The sequence below is a fragment of the Kolteria novifilia genome (assembly GCA_007748055.1).
Lineage (GTDB): Bacteria > Planctomycetota > Planctomycetia > Kolteriales > Kolteriaceae > Kolteria > Kolteria novifilia.
Genome location: CP036279.1, coordinates 1,642,012 through 1,659,354 on the forward strand (window position 1 = coordinate 1,642,012; position 17,343 = coordinate 1,659,354).

23 protein-coding genes and 2 tRNA genes are annotated in these 17,343 nt (G+C 59.9%); 15 read left to right on the forward strand and 10 right to left on the reverse strand.

What is annotated here, in order from left to right; all coding sequences use genetic code 11:
- The first annotated feature begins 180 nt into the window (after positions 1 to 180).
- The 9 genes from Pan216_RS06090 to Pan216_RS06125 all read left to right on the forward strand — a co-directional run bounded on the left by Pan216_RS06090 (position 181) and on the right by Pan216_RS06125 (position 6,887).
- A complete protein-coding gene (locus tag Pan216_RS06090; protein ID WP_419193318.1) occupies positions 181 to 1,152 on the forward strand; it encodes a DUF3102 domain-containing protein in 972 nt (323 codons plus the stop codon).
- 221 nt (positions 1,153 to 1,373) lie between these two features.
- A complete protein-coding gene (locus Pan216_RS28085; protein ID WP_419193319.1) occupies positions 1,374 to 1,646 on the forward strand; it encodes a hypothetical protein in 273 nt (90 codons plus the stop codon).
- Positions 1,639 to 2,526, forward strand: a complete 888-nt coding sequence (locus Pan216_RS06095) for a S49 family peptidase (RefSeq protein ID WP_419193320.1) — start codon at positions 1,639 to 1,641, stop codon at positions 2,524 to 2,526. The genes Pan216_RS28085 and Pan216_RS06095 overlap by 8 nt, the downstream gene beginning before the upstream one ends.
- A 62-nt stretch (positions 2,527 to 2,588) precedes the next feature.
- On the forward strand, positions 2,589 to 3,113 hold the full coding sequence (locus Pan216_RS06100) for a hypothetical protein (protein WP_145256248.1): 525 nt from the start codon (positions 2,589 to 2,591) through the stop codon (positions 3,111 to 3,113).
- 347 nt (positions 3,114 to 3,460) lie between these two features.
- Positions 3,461 to 3,811 carry a hypothetical protein gene (locus tag Pan216_RS06105; RefSeq protein ID WP_145256251.1) on the forward strand — a complete coding sequence of 117 codons (351 nt, stop codon included), beginning with the start codon at positions 3,461 to 3,463 and terminating at the stop codon, positions 3,809 to 3,811.
- A 54-nt stretch (positions 3,812 to 3,865) separates the two neighbouring features.
- A complete protein-coding gene (locus Pan216_RS06110) occupies positions 3,866 to 4,156 on the forward strand; it encodes a hypothetical protein (RefSeq protein ID WP_145256254.1) in 291 nt (96 codons plus the stop codon).
- Between the two features lie 2 nt (positions 4,157 to 4,158).
- Positions 4,159 to 4,695, forward strand: a complete 537-nt coding sequence (locus Pan216_RS06115; RefSeq protein WP_145256257.1) for a hypothetical protein — start codon at positions 4,159 to 4,161, stop codon at positions 4,693 to 4,695.
- Positions 4,696 to 4,708: 13 nt separating this feature from the next.
- Complete coding sequence (locus tag Pan216_RS06120; protein WP_145256260.1) at positions 4,709 to 5,461, forward strand: hypothetical protein; 753 nt, start codon at positions 4,709 to 4,711, stop codon at positions 5,459 to 5,461.
- A 52-nt stretch (positions 5,462 to 5,513) separates the two neighbouring features.
- On the forward strand, positions 5,514 to 6,887 hold the full coding sequence (locus tag Pan216_RS06125; RefSeq protein ID WP_145256263.1) for a hypothetical protein: 1,374 nt from the start codon (positions 5,514 to 5,516) through the stop codon (positions 6,885 to 6,887).
- Here the strand turns inward: Pan216_RS06125 and Pan216_RS06130 are convergent.
- On the reverse strand, positions 6,884 to 7,363 hold the full coding sequence (locus Pan216_RS06130; RefSeq protein ID WP_145256266.1) for a GYF domain-containing protein: 480 nt from the start codon (positions 7,361 to 7,363) through the stop codon (positions 6,884 to 6,886). The genes Pan216_RS06125 and Pan216_RS06130 overlap by 4 nt on opposite strands.
- Positions 7,364 to 7,798: 435 nt before the next feature.
- Here Pan216_RS06130 and Pan216_RS06135 point away from each other — a divergent pair, with 435 nt between their 5' ends.
- From Pan216_RS06135 to Pan216_RS06150, 4 genes are all read left to right on the forward strand, one after another.
- Positions 7,799 to 8,224, forward strand: coding sequence for a hypothetical protein (locus Pan216_RS06135; protein ID WP_145256268.1), 426 nt, complete (start codon positions 7,799 to 7,801; stop codon positions 8,222 to 8,224).
- The gene (locus Pan216_RS06140) at positions 8,221 to 8,850 is read left to right on the forward strand and encodes a hypothetical protein (protein WP_145256271.1); all 630 of its coding nucleotides are present in this window, start codon (positions 8,221 to 8,223) and stop codon (positions 8,848 to 8,850) included. Before Pan216_RS06135 ends, Pan216_RS06140 begins: the two co-directional genes overlap by 4 nt.
- A gap of 56 nt (positions 8,851 to 8,906) precedes the next feature.
- Positions 8,907 to 9,242, forward strand: a complete 336-nt coding sequence (locus tag Pan216_RS06145; protein WP_145256274.1) for a hypothetical protein — start codon at positions 8,907 to 8,909, stop codon at positions 9,240 to 9,242.
- Between the two features lie 105 nt (positions 9,243 to 9,347).
- The gene (locus Pan216_RS06150) at positions 9,348 to 10,448 is read left to right on the forward strand and encodes a tyrosine-type recombinase/integrase (protein ID WP_145256277.1); all 1,101 of its coding nucleotides are present in this window, start codon (positions 9,348 to 9,350) and stop codon (positions 10,446 to 10,448) included.
- A gap of 73 nt (positions 10,449 to 10,521) precedes the next feature.
- Here the strand turns inward: Pan216_RS06150 and Pan216_RS06155 are convergent.
- The 5 genes from Pan216_RS06155 to Pan216_RS06170 all read right to left on the reverse strand — a co-directional run bounded on the left by Pan216_RS06155 (position 10,522) and on the right by Pan216_RS06170 (position 12,921).
- Positions 10,522 to 10,595: transfer RNA gene (locus Pan216_RS06155), tRNA-Arg, on the reverse strand.
- Between the two features lie 432 nt (positions 10,596 to 11,027).
- Positions 11,028 to 11,291 (reverse strand): SdrD B-like domain-containing protein, encoded by a 264-nt coding sequence (locus Pan216_RS06160; RefSeq protein ID WP_145263704.1) that lies wholly within the window; start codon positions 11,289 to 11,291, stop codon positions 11,028 to 11,030.
- Between the two features lie 3 nt (positions 11,292 to 11,294).
- A complete protein-coding gene (locus Pan216_RS28090) occupies positions 11,295 to 11,465 on the reverse strand; it encodes a hypothetical protein (RefSeq protein WP_419193321.1) in 171 nt (56 codons plus the stop codon).
- A 51-nt stretch (positions 11,466 to 11,516) separates the two neighbouring features.
- On the reverse strand, positions 11,517 to 11,936 hold the full coding sequence (locus Pan216_RS06165) for a hypothetical protein (protein WP_145256280.1): 420 nt from the start codon (positions 11,934 to 11,936) through the stop codon (positions 11,517 to 11,519).
- Between the two features lie 151 nt (positions 11,937 to 12,087).
- On the reverse strand, positions 12,088 to 12,921 hold the full coding sequence (locus tag Pan216_RS06170) for a hypothetical protein (protein ID WP_145256283.1): 834 nt from the start codon (positions 12,919 to 12,921) through the stop codon (positions 12,088 to 12,090).
- A 112-nt stretch (positions 12,922 to 13,033) separates the two neighbouring features.
- Between Pan216_RS06170 and Pan216_RS06175 the strand changes: the two genes are divergently transcribed.
- Positions 13,034 to 13,450 carry a site-specific integrase gene (locus tag Pan216_RS06175; RefSeq protein ID WP_419193322.1) on the forward strand — a complete coding sequence of 139 codons (417 nt, stop codon included), beginning with the start codon at positions 13,034 to 13,036 and terminating at the stop codon, positions 13,448 to 13,450.
- A gap of 105 nt (positions 13,451 to 13,555) precedes the next feature.
- A tRNA-Ile gene (locus Pan216_RS06180) sits at positions 13,556 to 13,628 on the forward strand.
- 54 nt (positions 13,629 to 13,682) lie between these two features.
- On the opposite strand, the gene Pan216_RS06185 is transcribed toward Pan216_RS06180, so the two are convergent.
- The 4 genes from Pan216_RS06185 to Pan216_RS06200 all read right to left on the reverse strand — a co-directional run bounded on the left by Pan216_RS06185 (position 13,683) and on the right by Pan216_RS06200 (position 17,162).
- Positions 13,683 to 14,816: a tyrosine-type recombinase/integrase gene (locus tag Pan216_RS06185; protein WP_145256289.1), complete on the reverse strand. Its 1,134-nt coding sequence runs from the start codon at positions 14,814 to 14,816 to the stop codon at positions 13,683 to 13,685.
- A gap of 131 nt (positions 14,817 to 14,947) precedes the next feature.
- Complete coding sequence (locus Pan216_RS06190) at positions 14,948 to 15,373, reverse strand: hypothetical protein (RefSeq protein ID WP_145256291.1); 426 nt, start codon at positions 15,371 to 15,373, stop codon at positions 14,948 to 14,950.
- The gene (locus Pan216_RS06195; RefSeq protein ID WP_145256294.1) at positions 15,351 to 16,754 is read right to left on the reverse strand and encodes a hypothetical protein; all 1,404 of its coding nucleotides are present in this window, start codon (positions 16,752 to 16,754) and stop codon (positions 15,351 to 15,353) included. The genes Pan216_RS06190 and Pan216_RS06195 overlap by 23 nt, the downstream gene beginning before the upstream one ends.
- Before the next feature lie 87 nt (positions 16,755 to 16,841).
- On the reverse strand, positions 16,842 to 17,162 hold the full coding sequence (locus Pan216_RS06200) for an ImmA/IrrE family metallo-endopeptidase (RefSeq protein ID WP_145256297.1): 321 nt from the start codon (positions 17,160 to 17,162) through the stop codon (positions 16,842 to 16,844).
- Between the last annotated feature and the right edge of the window lie 181 nt (positions 17,163 to 17,343).

Consider the following 17,343-nt stretch of genomic DNA (forward strand, 5'->3'; position numbering starts at 1 on the left):
CCTGACGACCCGGGGGGTGACGGAGCAGATGCTCTATCAACTGTCGACCGAGAGGACGAGCGGACTGCCTCCCCGCTAGTGGGAAACGGACCGGTACACCGACGCAACGATGTAGCCAGCGGGGGAAGTCACCCCGTAATGGGCAGCGTACAGACCCACGGAGGCAGGAAGATGGGTGCGATGAGATCACTTCAGACGGCGGCGACGGAGATCAACACCTACCACAGGAAAGCCTTGGACTCGGCGGGCGCCGTGTTGGCTTCGGCAAAGTCGGTGCTGGCAAACGCAAAGCTTGCTGGGGACGCGTTACTTAGAGCGAAGGAGCAAATACGGCACGGGGGTTGGGAAGCATGGGTGTCCCAACACTGTGAGTTTTCCTGTCGAGTGGCCCAACGCTACATGCGAATCGCGTCACATTGGGACGAGTTCGAGGGGCTGATGGACATCGAAAGCGGCCACATCGCGGCCGATTTGACCATCCGCGGATTCGAGAGATTGCTCGAGAGGACCATCAGAATCGGTGACCAAATCCGCCGCAGCGCGGCGGATTTGGAGAGCTCGGAACAGTTCATCCATCGTCGATTCTTGGACAAGACACCCGAGGATCGGCACTACTCCGCGGTGAGATGGTGGGACCTGTTCGCGTCCGATGTCCTCATGCTCGATGCCGCCGGATGGGACGTCGAGGCAATCGCCGAAGCGTTCCTCGTCACACCGGAGACCGTCAAAAAGGTCCTCGAGCCCAGAATCCCAACGCGGTTCGACTCACCCGAAAACGGTCAATCGTTGTGCGAAGGGGAAGGCCTACCCGAGATCGCCGAGCAATACGCCGCACTGGTCCAGCGGATGATATCCACCGCGTTGGCTGACGCGGCGAAACGAGCGGCATCCGTTGCCGTCTACGAAGGCTTCCCTGAGGCGAAACAACGACTCCAAGCTACTCAGACCACCCACAGGGCGAATGCCGTTAGCGGGGCCATGGGGGCGTTTCCCGGGGTCTGGAACGATCCGAGCGACAACACCGCGATGTGGACGTGTGCTTGGACCGACATGGCGGCCGCGCTCGGGATCGACGACGAGCCGCCCGAGCATTTCGACCGGTTGTCCGATCTGTGGGCGAGCGCCCGGGAGACGATCCTCCAGGCCGCGTGATGGCCGTTCTGAGACCCAACAGGTCGAACGCAGGTGGTAATCGGGATGGATGTGTTCGAACGCGCTCGACGGGCGTGGAGATCAAACCTGTCAACGACGGAGAAGGTTTTGGTGTTAGCGCTGCTGCACTTGATGGGACCGAAGGACTCGTGCTGGCCTAGCCAGTTCACGCAGTCAAGGCTACCCCGATGTGACCAAGAGCAGGCTGGAGAAGGCCGCCAATGGCAAAGCTGGACGAACGACCGATCATCGCCGCGGAACTCATGCCACGTCCTAGCCCCGTGCATGACGTGAGAGCAAGAGCCGAAGACGAGCACGCTGAAGAGAGGGAGCGACGCATCCTCTACTACCAGGCGAGGGCAGAGAGAGGCGAGCCGTTGTTCGAGGGGCTGAGCGTGGCGACGTGGGCAGATGCAGAGGAAGGATCAATTGAACGAAGCCGGTTCGGACGAACGGGCCAGTCTGGCAACAACAGGAGAGCAAGAGATGAATGATCGAGTGCCTGAGGAAGCCGCAATCGAACATCACTATCAGGACAATCCCCAGGTCGGGAACCCCGGATTGATCCTCTATCAGTGGACCGATCCACTTTGGGCTGTCTGCCCGATGTTCGGCGGCGACATCGTGGCATCGGAGATCCAATCGCGATCGAACCGGATCACGCCCCCGCGGTTCTCATCGCCTGCGAATGGGAGCGTCAAGCAGCGGATCGCGATCATCCCTGTCGACGGTGTTCTGTCGAAGTACGGTTCTCTGCACGATCGGTGGACCTCCTATCTCGATCTCGCCGAGAAGGTCAGGTCGGCGGGGGCAAGCAGCCAGATTGACGGCATTGTGCTCAAGGTCGATTCCCTCGGCGGCCATACGAAGGGGCTCGACACCTGCGCCAACGCGATCGCGGACATCGCGAAACGCAAGCCGGTTGTCTCCTACGTCGAGGATCACTGCTCGTCGGCGGCGTACTGGCTCGCGTCTCAAGCGAACAAGGTGTTCGTCAGCAACAAGACTGCTCGCGTCGGCGGGATCGGTCTCTACTTCGGCGTGTACGACTTGAGCAAGAACTACGCCGATCGGGGAATCAAGCCGGTCCTCATCAGGTCGGGCAAATTCAAGGGGGCCGGCTGGCCCGGAACCGTCATCACCGACGAGCAGAAAGCCGAATGGCAGCGACAAGTTGATGTCGTCGCCGCGGAGTTCTACCGCGCTGTCGGCCGAACCCGTCCAGTCAATCGCGATCGGCTCGAGGAGATCACCACGGGCAAGGACTACCTCGCCGGTGACGCCGTCAAGCTTGGTCTCGTCGACGGGATTCGAACGCTCTCGGCAACGATCGACGCCGTTCGCAAGGGAACGAACCGGACGGCTCGAAACTGAAGGAAGCATGCTCGAAGGCGCGGTGCCCTCGGGCAAGGTCATCAAGAACGGAGGAAGAGAAGATGCCAACGACGGCAACCATGCCGAAAGGCGAGAAGAGTGAAGCCAAGACGGTGGCCGCGACCGATGCGGCGATCGCCAAGTTTCACGAGGACAACGCTCGGTTCGAGCAAGGCGAACGGGAATGGAAGGAGAGCGCGGAGCGTCACTACCTCGAGTTCCTGAAACGCTCGGACAATCCGATGCCGAAGGACGCCGAGCTCTTGACGCAGATCATCCGCGACCTGGAATTGAGCCCGGAGAAGGTCAAGGATGACGAGAAGATCGTCAAGCGGGTGTTCGACCTTCAGGAACTCCACGCCAAACGCGAAGAGGCGAGGGATGTTCTCTACGCCAAGCGGAATGCTCTTGCGGACCTGAAGCGGCGACACAAGGAAGAACTCCTCGAGGCACGAATGGCCGTGGGACGAGCGGAAACGCACCACAGCGAATGTGACAGCGCGGCGAGGGAACTTCTCTTGCTCGCCGGCCGTCGGCCGTCGTTCTTCGACAAGACGAACGAGCCGCCAACGCTTCGGACAAGTTGATCCGTCGTTGAGCAGCGGGCCCTCCAATCCAGCCCAGCGGCTCCGATGGCGGGGCGTCGGCGGCTTCCTTTCCTGCTGTCGGCGCCCCGTTCGAATCATGACGCATGTGCTCCAGGTTACCCAGGCTGCCATCTTGGCAGGCCCCAGGGGGCATAGGTTCTTTCCAGGGGGGTACCGGGTACTGGAGGCGGCGAATTGCAGCGTTTTTATCCGATCGGTTCCAAATGTTGGGTTGTTTCGGGATGGCCGCAAGCTCAGGGCAGCCGCGAGCGATTGGGCGGGGAAACAAAGGGTATTTGACGGTGAAGAGGGTTTCACCGTGGGTTGTCTCTCAAAGGAGTTGAGACATGTTAGCGGGATTGTTGGATCATCTCGCCGACGCGAAGGCCAGGACGTATTTCCAGGTGGCACCAAACACCGCGACGTTTCCGTTCTGTGTCGTCATGGGCCCTATCTCATCAACCGACCGGCGAGGGATGGGAAGTTTCATCAATGGGACGTTGGAGGTTCACATCACGGACCGAGTCGAGCAAGCAGACGACCAGGATGCCGCGATCGAATTCACCAACAGCGTCGGCGGTGTGCTCAAGGACATCTGGGACGAATCGTTGTCTCCCGGTCGGTTGCTACTCTCGAGCACCGACCAGAGCATCGGCTTCGTCAGATCAGATTTGAACGAGGCCAACGACTTATATTGAGTCGCCTCTCGCGTGTCATTCGGCTTGCAGTAGTCGCTACTTGGAGAAATCGACATGTCAACGACTTGGAACGAATCCTCGAGGCGAATGGTCGAGCTTGCCGGGCAAATTGGGACATCAACCAGTTTGCTTTGGACGAATCTCTTGACGGAACTGATCGACGTTCGTGGCCGTATCACCGAACTCCACGATGAACGTCAACAGTTTGCTGGCGACGAGGCAGAGCAAGCCCGCATCTCGCGAGAGCTCGCCCAATGTGACCAACACATGGCGTCACTCGACGAGCGGTTCGACTCGTTTCTATTGGTGTTCATGAACGCGTGGTTCGAGGTGAAGGGACCCTAGCGATGGTGATTCCCATCAAGATCACGGCGACGAATCTACGCCAAGCGGCGAACATGAAACGTGAGTTCGATCGTCTGCTCGCGGAGTCGCTCTTGGAAGCGGGGGAGTACTGGATTCGCTACTTCCTGCCAAAGCACTTTACGCGCAACGCGTCGGGGCGCTACGGCTACCAAGAGCGGTCGTCGTTCACGACTCGGGTCAAGACGCGGGCGAAGTCGTGGCACGTCAATGGCGAACGAGTCCGCATCAAACGCCCCGTTCGTCCGTTGGTCTTCTCGGGGCGGTTGAGAGATGAGCTCACGGGGCGTCCCCCGGAGTCCTTCAACATCAAGACGGTCACCAGGGGCGGGAAGGCGAACGTTCGCATTCCGCTCCATACCTCGGACAACCGCCGTCTTCGAAGGGAGTTTCGGCGGGAACTCGTGATTCTCATCGACGAGGAGCTCCAGGCGATGCACCGCGTCAGCACGAACGCACTCATCCGACGGCTACGGAAACGCCCGGATGTGATCGACAAGCAGGTCTTAGGCAACCTTTGAAAGGACTCAATCAGTGGCGGGATTCCTCTACTACCTTCCGAAAACACCGATGGGCATCCAGGCTGATCAAGAACAACTCTTCGGCGACGAGTGGTTTCCTGAACTAGCCCATCTTAGGGGAAGGGACTGGTCGGTCTGCGGGGAGGTCAGGGGCGGCCCCGATGGTGGTAGCGGGATCATGTTGGCGGTCAAGTCGATCGACCTGCAAACCGCCCGCAACGGCTACTACCCCGATTTCCAGACGTGGCGGGAAGTCAATGTCGGGAAGAAGCCGTATTGGGTCGGCATCCAGAACGGCAACCCGCCGACGCCAAGGGATCTTGCTCGTAGGTCGATGGTCGAGGGGGCGCCCGTGGAACTCGCCGATGGGAACCGATGGGTCATTCCCTCGATCCATGTGAGCACGACGACGCTCCCCAAGGAGTTCACGGTTTCCCCCGAAGGGAACGTCTCCCTCCAGGTGACGCCGGCCTATCGCGACCTGATGGATGAGGCGAACATCTGGCACGATCGGGTCGAGACAGGGAAGTCCTTCAGTCTGGTCGAGTTCTTCGGCTACGCGGTCGGCTTGCTCAACGTCAACTACCACGTGGGTGTTCACGAAGTCGGGATGTTGAACGTGATCCACACGACCCCGAGCATTCGCAACGGCGTCATCGAGGCGAGTTTGGGCGTGCCTCAAATCATCGCCGAGATCGAGGCTCAAAAAAAAATGGCGGACACACAAGCCGTTGGAAGCGAAGTCTCCCCTGGAGACGCGGCCTAGATCCATCCTACTTGCCCACGTGGTCTGATCTTCACTGGTTGGAGGAAGAACAATGCCCGAGGTAGCCACCCTGCGGTACGACGGCGACGCGTCCCATGCGCTCGCCGAGATGACGAAGATGACTCAGAAAGAGAAGCTGCTCTCGAAAGAGCTACTCAACACGGCCAAGACCGCCACCGCCGGCGGTAAAGCAGCCCAAGCGGCATTGAAGGCCCAAGCGGCCGAAGTCGTTCGAGTCCGCGGCCGGATCGAGGAATTGAAACTCGCCTACAAGAACCTTTCCAAGGGCGGGAATCAGGCGAACAAGACGCTCGGTCTCGACAAGATGCAGGTAACAGCGCTTTCCCAGGGACTCGATGACTTCGCGGTGGTCGCGTCGATGCAAGGTGGCTGGCAAGGCATCATTTCGGGCGCGCGGGCGGCGTCGAACAACCTGTCGATGCTGCTCGGCGGCATCAGTCCGCTCTTGTTCGCGGTCCCCGGTCTGGCGTCCGCGGCGCTGACGCTCGGTTACAACTTCCTGAAATCGTCGAACGACGTCGAGAAGGGAGAGAAGGCCCTGGAGCGGTTCGGCAAGACGGCCGACAGCGTCCGCAAAAAGCTGCGCGAGCTTCAGATGGGGCAAGAGGCGGTCGCGAGGCAGAACGAGGCGAACGAGATCAATACCGCCATCTCGGACATCGACAAGAAGATCCTCGAGCAACAGGACGTTGTGTCCGGTCACAAGCATGGCATCCGCCGCAACATCCTTGGCAACATTCCCGGTTTGGGTGGGTTCGCCAACGAACCACTGTTCGACGCCGAGCAACAGTTGGCGCGTCTCCAAGGGCAACGGTCCGACCTTCTCGCGCGACAGCGGGAAGTGGCACGGTTCCAGGCCGAAGCCGACAAGAAGGCGGAGCGTGAACGCAAGCAACAGGAAACCAGGGACGCGATCGGGAGAACGGCGTCCGCCCTAAGCGGTCCGCTCAATCAGGTCCTCGACAAGAACAAGTTGGGCGCCGGGCTCGACGCGGGGGCACAAGCGTTCCAGTTCGCCAACCAGTTCCTCCCCCAGGATCAACAACGCTTCGCCCCCCAGGCCATCAACCAAGTCCTCGCCCAACGGCAGCAACGGCTCAACCAAGACGCCGTTGTCCAGGGGTTCCTTCCCGCCGAACTCCAGGAACGTCAGCAGGCGAGAGCGGCGAGACAACGGGCGTCGGATCTATCGTTCCAGGCCCGCGACCTGAAGGATCAATTGTCCGCCGATGGGAGCTACTCCCGCCGCGACAAAGCCCAAGTTCAAGAGCTTCAACAAGCTGCGGAGAAACAGTCCCTCGCGGCGGAGCGATTGGAACGAGCGGCGGAAGCCATCGAGAGAGCGACCGACAAACAGGCGAAGATGCAACAGAATAGACGACCCATCAACCCGATGCCGAACTAACCAAGCGAGAGTGTTCTTACATGGGCATAGGTTAGCCCGATGTAAGAAAGTCCAGCACCCATGGACGCGGTCAGCAGACAGAACGTTCCCGTCGAAATGGTCAACGAGATGGCCAGGGCTAGGGACACGTTGGCCGCACAGAAGACGGCGCCGATGAGTCCGCAGAATGCCCCGACGATGCACAGGATGTAGTTGAGCCTCGAGAGATTGTCCAAGAGCGGTGGCGTGCGAATGGTCGGTGGCTCATCCGCATTCGTCGCGGGTATGCCCCCAAAATACGGTTTGAGCTGGTCGACTTCCCCGGCGGAAACCCACTTGCTCCCGTTGGGGCTGATGGGCGTGTCCTTGGTGATGATGCGGTCAATGACGGCTTGGCGAATCTGCTTGGGCGTGTACGGACCGACGTTGATGCCGAGCGAGACGTCCCGGTACATCCATCGCTTGTCGTCCGAGTTCGAGGTTCTGGTCGAAGACATGACGCGGACTCCCGTAGGTAGGTGGCACCATGGAAGCGTACCGGACCGGCTCCGGCGTGCCATTAGGGATTTCCCTAGCGCGGTGGAAATTCGCTTGCTGGGGAGGTGGAAAATCGATAGGTTCAAAGGTCGGACCCGCCGAGTGCGTCAACACTCGACAGGCCCTAACCACGAGCCGACCTGTACAAGAGGTTCAACCCATGGCTGCATTTCATCCTATCGATTGCCATCGGTCTGTCTTCCGGGCGTGATGCCCCTGGTCGATCGTGCGCGCGCTCATCACGTCGATGGGCGGCACGGAAAGAGCGGACCGACCGAGAGACACTACCTCCCGGCCGATCCTTGCCACTTCATAGGAGACCCTACGCCATGGCCAAGAACAGTGTCCCGAATGGGAAGAATCGCATCAATGGGGCTTTGCGCCGCGACGAGCCGTTGGAGTTCGCCGAAGGCGTGCCCCTTGACTTCTCCGAGGAGCCCCAATCGCCCGCAGGCCCACTTTGTCGGGTGATATCGCTTCGGGAGTACGCGACACGTCGCTACATTGCCGAGCGCGGCTCATTCCCCGGTCACCTCTGCTTCATGCTGAACGAGAGCCGACGGACGATTGATGCCGATCACCATGAGTATGCGCGCCACGTCCAGGAGGATATCTTTTCGCTCCCCGATCACCTTGACGGCATCACGTTCATTGATGAAGACTTTCTTCCGCCTCAAATGGAAGCACAGTTCATCGGGGACCGCGAAACGATCGCCTTCCTCAAGGCTCAGCGTCACGCATACGAAGGCGCAAGGAACGTTATCCTCGCGGTGGTGACAGGTGAGCCCTTCGCCGAGCCCACGAAAGGGGGTGCCGCATGACGCATGCAAACAACAACCGTCTGCCCGCCGACTTCAGGAGCGGCACGGAGAAATCGGATCGCCCCACCGTCGACGAACTCGAGAAGAAACGGCAACGTGCTCTCATCCACATGACCAGTCGCCCTTCGTGCCGCGTTCATCTCTATGTCGAAGACATGACGGCGCGAACGTATGTCGCGATCAACTCCGCCAAGATCAGAACACAGTGGCGCAAGGAGTGGGGCGTATGGTTGCCCGATGGGACCAAGGTGTTCACGCTCGACAATTGGGCAAAGATGAAGAATAGGCCCCGCTTGGACAGTGTGCAAAGCGTGGCCGATGGCTTGGGGATCACCTTCGGCGACCTAGCTGATCGTGAGCTGAGTTACACCGAAGTAACCGAGATTCTTCGTGCGTGGCGGGACAAAGACGACATCGAGGAACCGGAGGATGATGACGAAAGCGAATCGTGGAAACGAGCGGAGACGAGACAGGGAAAGAGGGTGGAACCGTCGCTCCCCTGTAGACAACACGATGATTCGCTGGAGACAGTAAGGGATCTGCTAAGCGGACCGATGGGGCCCTACATGTCGATGATGATCCACTGGCTCAAACTGAAGCATGACGAGAGCCAGCAAGCCCTGTAGCCGTCAACAACAACAAGCCCGGTCCCTTCGGGGGCCGGGCCGTGGGAGAGAACAGCATGGGACGCGGACTCTCGGAACTGCAACGGTTCATCCTCGAGCGATCGGCGAAGGCGCCGCGGCTCTACTACTCCGAAATCCTCGTGGAGTATTTCGGCTGGAAACCAGGATGGCCCCTCAAGTACGAAGACGGCGTGCTCGCATCGCCGGGAAGCCATCGCTTCTCGCGGACGAAGATCGGCGAGAAGGAATACTCCCGCGTCATGGCGACTCTCAGCCGGTCATGCACGCGATTGGACAATCGGGGGCTCGTGACGGTCATCGTCGCGGAATACTCCCATTGGACCGGCGTCGTCATCACCGACCAAGGTCGAGCGTTCCTATCGGTTAACTAAGGTGTCAGGTGGCCCCTGAGTTAACCGTTACGCCCCTGCCTCGTCGGCTACCGGGTCCGGCGGGGTGGGGGCTCTTTCACCCGGCAACCCGGTACTGGAGGCATCATGCCTGAACGCACAAGAGTCTGGATTCAGCAGCGCAAGGGGCGTACCCTCGCGCTGGAGTGGCACGATCCGACGACCGGCAAGCGCCGGACGAAGTCGACGGGAACTAACGACTGGAGGGCCGCCGAGCAGCAGCGAGCGGAACTCGAGGTCGACTTGAACCGCGGCGTCGACGTCGGCGCCGGCCAAATGCGATGGTCGCGGCTCCGCGAGTTGTACGAGACCGAGAAACTCATCGAGACGTCGCCGACAAACCAGAAACGTGCGATCGACGTCTTCGACTCATTCGAGAGTCACGTCAAGCTGACGACGATCAACAGCGTCACGGAGCGGACGATCGCGGCCTACGTCGCGACGTTGAGGGAGCGAAACCTGAGCCCCTTCACGATCCAACTTCACCTTCGGTACCTCCGTGCGATTCTCCGATGGGCGTACAAGCGGCAATACCTTGTCCGGGTGCCGACGATCGAGATGCCGCCGGTCCCGAAGGCGATCAGTCGGAAGAAGATCAGGGCGGCCGCGAACATCACGGGCGAGGTCTTTGACCGGTTGCTTGCGGCGTGCCCGAACGACGGGTGGCGACTGTTCCTCGCGTTCTGTTGGCATGCCGGACTTCGGTCCAGCGAGGCCCGCAACGTTCGGGGCGAGGACATCGACCTCGAGGGGCATCGGATCTTCATCCCCAATGCCAAGAGTCGCAACAGCGACGAGCACGCCTTCATTTCGCCGGAACTGAACGCGATCCTTGTCGGTCGCTATCCGAAGGGAATCCCAAGCGGCCAACTCATCTCCAAGCGAGAGGTCAGCGAGGACAAGTCCGCCATCTCGGGCACCTTCCAGAAGATCGCCAGGCGGGCGGGAGTGAAGGGGGCATCGAAGCACGACTTGGTCACCATTCACGACCTACGCAGGGCGTACGGTTCCCGAATGGCCGGGAGGGTTCCCGCCCAAGTCCTACAACGGCTGATGCGCCATGCGAACCTGTCCACCACGATGAGCTTCTACGCCGATACCGAGGCGGCGGCGGTGGAAGCCCTTTGGAAGGATCAGCCGAGACCTGACGTGGCGCCGACGTGGCGCGAGGTCGAGAATGTGAAATAGACGACGCCGATCGCCCGATCGGGAATCGTCGCAAACGACAGCAGATAATGGGTTTAGAATCACTTCTTTGAAGCACGCCCGGGTGGACTCGAACCACCAACCTACGGATTAGAAGTCCGTTGCTCTATCCGATTGAGCTACGGGCGCGGCGTGAAGGCTTGAACCTGGGGCGAGTGCGGGGCGAGCGAGGGCCCTTGGAGGAAGATGCGAGTCGCTCGACTCCAACGAACTCGCGATACCGCGGGTTCGGCAATCGTCCAAGGGGATATGGTAGGAGAAATGGGGGCGGGCCGCATCCGTCGCTTGCCGGTTTGTCGGGAACGCCGCGGAGCTGGTCCGCATGGGGGCGAAACGGCAGGAATCGGCGATCGCCTCGGGGAGGGGATCGTCCGGTTCGGTCAACCGGCGCGAGTCGTGAGTATCAGGGACTTGCGGACCGTCCGCGCGGAGCCAATAGGTCCGAATCGGCGCGAATTTGGTCCGTTTCGGGCACATTTTCGACAGAAAAGGCCACGAAACGAACCCATTTGGACCCATTCTCGCGCATTTCGGACGTATTACCCCCCACTCGCACCGCCATCAAGCCGAGGGGGTCACGTCCTCTTCGCCCTTCTTGCCACGCCTAGTGCGAAGTGTCACTAACCCCGCGACGCACATCGCGAGTGTCCCAGATGCGGAGGCGTCGTCGTCCGCGTCGCCAAGGACGCCAATGTGGTCGCGACCGTCGAAGAAGCCACTCGGCTGCACTTCGCGAACCCGGAACGCCCCGGCCGGCAACTCCTGGAAGACGTACCGACCCTGCGCATCGGTGACCGTCGTGCGGATGGAGGTGCCGTTGAGGATGAGTTACACTCTCGGGATGCCCGGCTCGTCGGCGTCGCGTTGCCCGTCTTGGTTGAGGTCGATGTAGACGTATCCCGAGAGCTTGGCCCTTCCGCGAAGCAGGTCCGACGTCCGCATCCGATCCCGACGTGAGGCGAGTTCGTCGGTCCGCGACGTGGGGAAGGGCGGCACCACGGCTGCTGTTCCGGCCCTACGATGTGGAGCTGTTCATAAAGAAGCGAGCGGCTATTCGCCGTGAGCAAACTTCTCGGAAAGAGAATGGATGAGCGACACGACGAGGGCGGCGTCCCTGGACTCCAGCAACGCGTCAAGTTTGTCGTGATTGTCCAGTAAGTTCCGCCAGGCGGCTGATCGCTTGGCGGCGATGAGAAAAGGTGATTCGTCGGTGAACTCCAACTTGTCCGTCCACATTGACTTCGGTTTCACGCCGAAGGGACGGCAGAGGCCCATCACCTCTTCGGTGACCCTGACGATGCCGACGCCAGTCTTCTCCCATCGAGAAGTATGGGAGGTCTCGACACCGACAATCGAGGCAACGTCGGACTGGTTGAGGCCGTACCTTGCGGCGAGGTCAAGAACATCAGTCAGCCGGCCTTTGAACTGCTCGGCACGATGTGGCGAGGATTGCGTTGGTGTCGTCGGCATGGACGGACCTTCGTTGACATCTGTTAACCATGGAATTCTATTTGAGTATCCCATCTCAGCGCCTCCAATCCGTTCGCATGAGTCTAACCATATGCCGATGCCGCATTGAGGAAATCCCCAACGACAACGGCGTCCCGACAATTATTCGCCCTCAGTAAGGATGGATCGCCGGCGTGTAGGTGACGGTCAGTCGATAGGTGAGCAGGTCGCCCGGTCGCACCGTGAGCAGCGTCGCCGAATCGGTCACGTTGGGATCGGAGTAGGCGGGGGGGAGAATCGTGGGCGAGCCCGCGTTGGCGTCTTGGAACGCATCAATCCTCTTGTTGAACGACCCATCGACGATCGTCAGTTCTTCGTTGCTGGTGTCGGTGACGGTGGATCCGGTCGGCGTCAAGGCGTCCTCGACATTGAGGACGTCGCCTTGGATGTCGACGTGGTTGCCGATCTGGTCGCCGGAGTTGATCGGCGCGTCGCCGGAGGGAAAGTCCTTGCGATACTCCTCGTTGACGACGAAGCGGAAAGTGAGTTCTCCGGTCGTGGGGCCGCCGTTGAAGACCGTCGCGTCCGGCTCGTTGCCGGCGCCGACGCCACCGTCGGGAATCAAGCCCCCCAGAACCAGATCGTCGAAACCGGGGAACCGGATCGAGTCGAGAATGCCGGAGACGTCGAAGGCGATCTCGGTCGCGCCATCGCAGCCCAGGTTCGTTCCGAAGAGTTCGTTGACGGAGAAGTGATCGTAAGCCGTGACGATGTCGCCGTTGGTGTTGGTGACGGTCGGGGTCGACAGGCTGTAGTCGGCGGTGTGACTGTTGTCGTGTTCCTGGAACGTCAGGACAGGAGCGAAGGTCATGTCGAACGTCTGACCGTCGGTCAGGGTGTCGAGGATGATGACGTTGTCGAAGGCGAAGTAGTCGGAGACCTGAAAACGCAGGGTGTATTCGAGAATGTCCGTGGGGCTTGGTCCCGACGGCCCTTGGTCGACCACGACCGAGGAAGACTTCTGGATCGCCAGCGAGCGATCGGTCAGGGTATCGGTGGTCGACGCGGTCGCGTGGCATTGCGGGATGAGGGCAGGGGCGTGCCGACGAGTGGAGGGAATGGACGTCGACCTTGAGCGGCACCTGATCCACCTGCCCAGGAACAAGGCGGGCAACGCGGACGCGCGGGCGTTCATCACCCGCGACCTCGACGAGATGATCCGAGCCCAGTTCCCAGACGGGCTCCCGACGGGCCCGCTCATTACGAAGGACGTCCCAACCTCAATCCCAGAGATATCTCGTCAATTCCGCAAGATCGCGACAAGAGCCGCCGTCCCCGGAAACGGCAAGCCTCGGGACGGAAAGCAGGCATGCACGCTCCACGACCTTCGCCGGAACTACGGGAGCCGATGGGCGGTGAAGGTGCCGGCCCAGCAACTCATGGCGATGATGCGGCACTCGACCATCAACGTCTCACTGGACTACTACGCCGAGACCGAACAGGGCACGATTGATATGCTGTGGGGTGACGAATGACGCCGGGCGCCACGTTACCCCTGGTTGGCTGTGCTGGACCGATGTGGATTTCCGGTATCCGCAAGAGACACCACGATAAGATGTTGCGTCATTTATCAACACCACGCGCCCGTAGCTCAATGGTTAGAGCAGGGGACTCATAATCCCTTGGTTGCAGGTTCGAGTCCTGCCGGGCGTAATGACTTACGTCGATTCACAACCCCCGTCCCGGGATTTTCCCAACATTGGCCGGTTAGGCCTGCTTGCGCGTCCCCTTGATGTCGGGAACGAAAATGTCGGCGGCCTTCGAGCGGAGCTTGCCACCGAGCTTGATGTACCGCTGCGTCGTCGCGTAGCTCTGATGACGCATGAGCTTTTGCAGCTCGTCGCCGGTCATCCGGTCATAGTTCATCGTCGCGAACGCCCGCCGTAGATCGTGGAAGGTGTACCACTGCTTCCGCATCCAATCCTCGGGCGTCACCTTCGCCGACTCCTGCAACCGCCTGAACTGGGCGTAGAGGTGCGTCAGGTCGTGATCCCACGGGAAGACACGCGGATGGAAAGCCTTGATCTTCGCCAGATGCTCGCAGACGACTTCATGGAGCGGAACGCGATCGTCTCGCTTGCCCTTGTTCTCGTCCGCCCGGGTGATCGCGGCGCCTTCCTCGAGGTCGACGTCCGTCCACTCGAGCGCGAGTAGCTCCCCGATCCGCCAGCCGGTTAGGTACGCCGTCAGCAGCAGGGCCCGCCACCAGTCGCCGGGAAGGACGTTGGGCACGTCCCTGGGGAACGTCGCCGCGTCGCAGCCGTCAAACAGCTTGCAGAAGTGCTCGGGCGTCACGTAGGGCTTGATGAGCTCTGGCTCGCGTTCCATGTCGAAGTCGGGCACGGTCGCAAGGTAGCCCCATTTCTTCGCCTTGCGCAGGGCCGCCCGAAGGTGCCGCAGATCCTTGTTGATCGTCGCCTTGGATACCTTCGAGCCTTCCGCCTTGCCGCGATCGAGGCGCCGCTTGGCCACGAACGAGACAATCGTTCGCGTCGTGATGGCCGAAATCTTCTTGGGCTTGATGTGCTTCTCGAAGACGTCGAGCGACTGCTTCACGAGCCCCTGAGTGCCGTAGGAGAGCCCCGCAAGGGCGTTGGTCTCATACTCGGCTCGGAAGTCCTTCCAGGTCGCCTTGCGGGCACTCTGGTACGTCCCTGCGGCCAGCTCGCCTTCGACGCGCCGTTGGTACTTTTCGGCGTTCTGCTTGCCGCGCGAGCCGGTCCCGAAGGATTTGCATCGCTGCTTGCCCTCGGGGTCATACCAGCCCACGTAGTAGGATGCGTTCTCGGGCCCGCGGATGCGGACCTGTCGGGCATCCTGGTGGATCCAGGCTCTGGACATGATGGGAACTCCGTACCGGGTTGCCGGGTGATTGAGCCCCCGCCCCGCCGGACCCGGTAGCCGACGAGGCAGGGGCGAAGGTCAAGGGGGCTTCGGGTCGGCGATCGTCTTCTTGTAGAGCGTTGCCATGGTCAAGCTTCCTCGGTGATGTCGAAGGTCTCGACGCAGTCCAGATCTTTGATGGCCTTCTTCAGGCTCTCGATCGCGGCGGTTTTGCCTCGGCGGTCCTTTGCGTCGGTTGGTTCCACGCTGAACTCGGCGGTGGCGTACCGTGGATCTTGGCTGATGTCCTTGTCAGTCCAGGTGGTGATCACCTCATGTTTGTTGTTGTTGGACCAGCTGCGCGGATCGCATCTGGAGACGTATCCCCAAAGGGAGGACATTGTTCCTGTCGGTGGGTGTTCCTTCGGAACGATCTTGATTCGCCAACTCATGATGGTGCCTTTCGTTGAAATGGGGGGCCTTTGAATTACCAGGAAGCCAGACCCGCCGGACTCGGTAGGTGACGAAGTAGATACGTCGGCGTTCCGCACATCAGGATGCGTCTGTTTGGTCACCGCGACGCTCTTTACTCGATTCGGTGTTGGCCTCGTCCTCTTCGCGATAGTCAGCTATCAACTGAAGCAGCCTGAGCCTTCTGTCGAGCGTTGAGTCATCTAGGCAGAGATGCCCGAGAAACTCCTTGTATTCGTCAAGCGATGAAAAGCCGTCCCTATTCTCGATCAAGCGAAGAAGGTGATTGTCGACGACTTTCTTCACGAGTCGTGTGAGGTAACGGCGTGCAGAAGATTTCTCGGCCGCATGCACGTAAGCGTTTCGGTTCGCCCTTGCGGTTGACATGACATCTCTTATCCAGCCTCTTGAAGCATCTGCGAATATGGCCGTAGATTTCTTGATGACTACACTGTAGTCTTCATCTGCCGTCGAGGCTAATGATTCGAGGACACTCCACATCTGAAACAGAGACGTGTCGATGTCAAGGTGGTCTAATGCTCTGACGTATCTCCGCAGAAGATTCTCAATTGCAGGACCCAGCGGATTCCTGTTCAAAGAGGAAGTGTATAGCTCGCGGAGCCGTTCAAGCTCGCTCCATTTGTCTCCAGGTCTGTAGAGGTCTCTGTCTTCAGTAAAGCCAAATTCGCAATAGACTCCGGATGGTTGGGAATCAAAGCCTGGAGTTCCAGCGTAAGTGACGGCAACTGGGCTCAGGAAGAGGACGCCAATTGGCTTGGGTTTTCCGCCGATGTTCTGCGCCAAGCTGGTATATGTTCCCGCTAGTGTCCATATTGCTCGCAACAAATCGAGCGTCTCTTCCCCTTTTCGAGCCGCGTCATAAGAACTTCTGGCCTTTACTCTTGCCAATAGGGTTTGATATCCCGTCTCGGTGAGATGTTGGATTATCGGGCCTTTGCCAATGTTTGCGAGACGGTCAGGTATTTCGAAGCGGCGACGGGGCGTGTTCGGCAACTCAATTTCGCAGCCAGATAGATTGATCTTTTCGGACGGCAAGGTTCCCTCAGGCGTCCGGTAGTTTTCAAGCGAAATTCCGGAAAGAAGAGTGTAGTCATCGGGGGCTCTTCGAAAGTAATCTCTGGCCTGTTCGTCTATCAGGCGTAAGAGGACCTCAGGGTCGTTCTCCTGTAGTTTGTTGCCTCCACTTCTACCGTTGATCCACTTCGGGAACACTCCAGTCACCAAGTCTGTCGTGGAGGTGCCGTCGAGTGATTCGCCGTCATGCTCGATGTGAATGAAGGTGGCCAGCAGCTCGAAGTCAAAGATCGGAATAGACTCGCAGCCCATCTCGCCTCCGCCTCTCGGCGTGTATCTCTGTACACATTGTGTCAAGTAGTGCTTCGGAGCATTCGTTGTGAAGTCGGTACCTTTTCGGAATGGTCTCCCGACCTTGGTTTTCCAAAACGCATATCTCTTCGTCGCCATTCAATAAGTCCCAGACCTTGCTGTGATCACTGAGATCCGTCCCACGGCCCGGTCACCAAAGCGACCGGGCTCGGTTGTTCAATAAACTCACGCCGCCAGCTCGAACGGTTCGCCCTCGATCGCAAGCAAGGCGCCGATCGCGACCTTGATCACGTTTGCCGGCGCCGTCGAATAGATCCCCTGGAGTGTCTCCAAATCTCCGCCGGTCCGCCAGTAGTCGTTGGCGAACCAGCGATGGGGAACCATCAACTGGCAAGCGAAACGGTTGGCCATGACCTCCATGAGGCGAGCGTCGTCAATCTCTTCCCCGCTACGGCGCTCGATCGTCGACATCGTCAGTTCACCAATCTCGTGGGCGATGACGAACTCTTGATGCTTCGGGTGAAGGCCTTCCCGAACGTAGATCACGGCGAGCGCGCCGTTGCAGCTTCCCCTCGTGGACTGGTTTCAATCGATGAGCACCTTCCCGCGCAAAGACCCGCCGCACTCTCGCAACCACTCGGAGATGATTACGAGGCGGATCGTGAATCGGAAATCCAAATGATGAACATATGAACATTGTCCGGTGGTAAGACCCGAATCCAGTCTT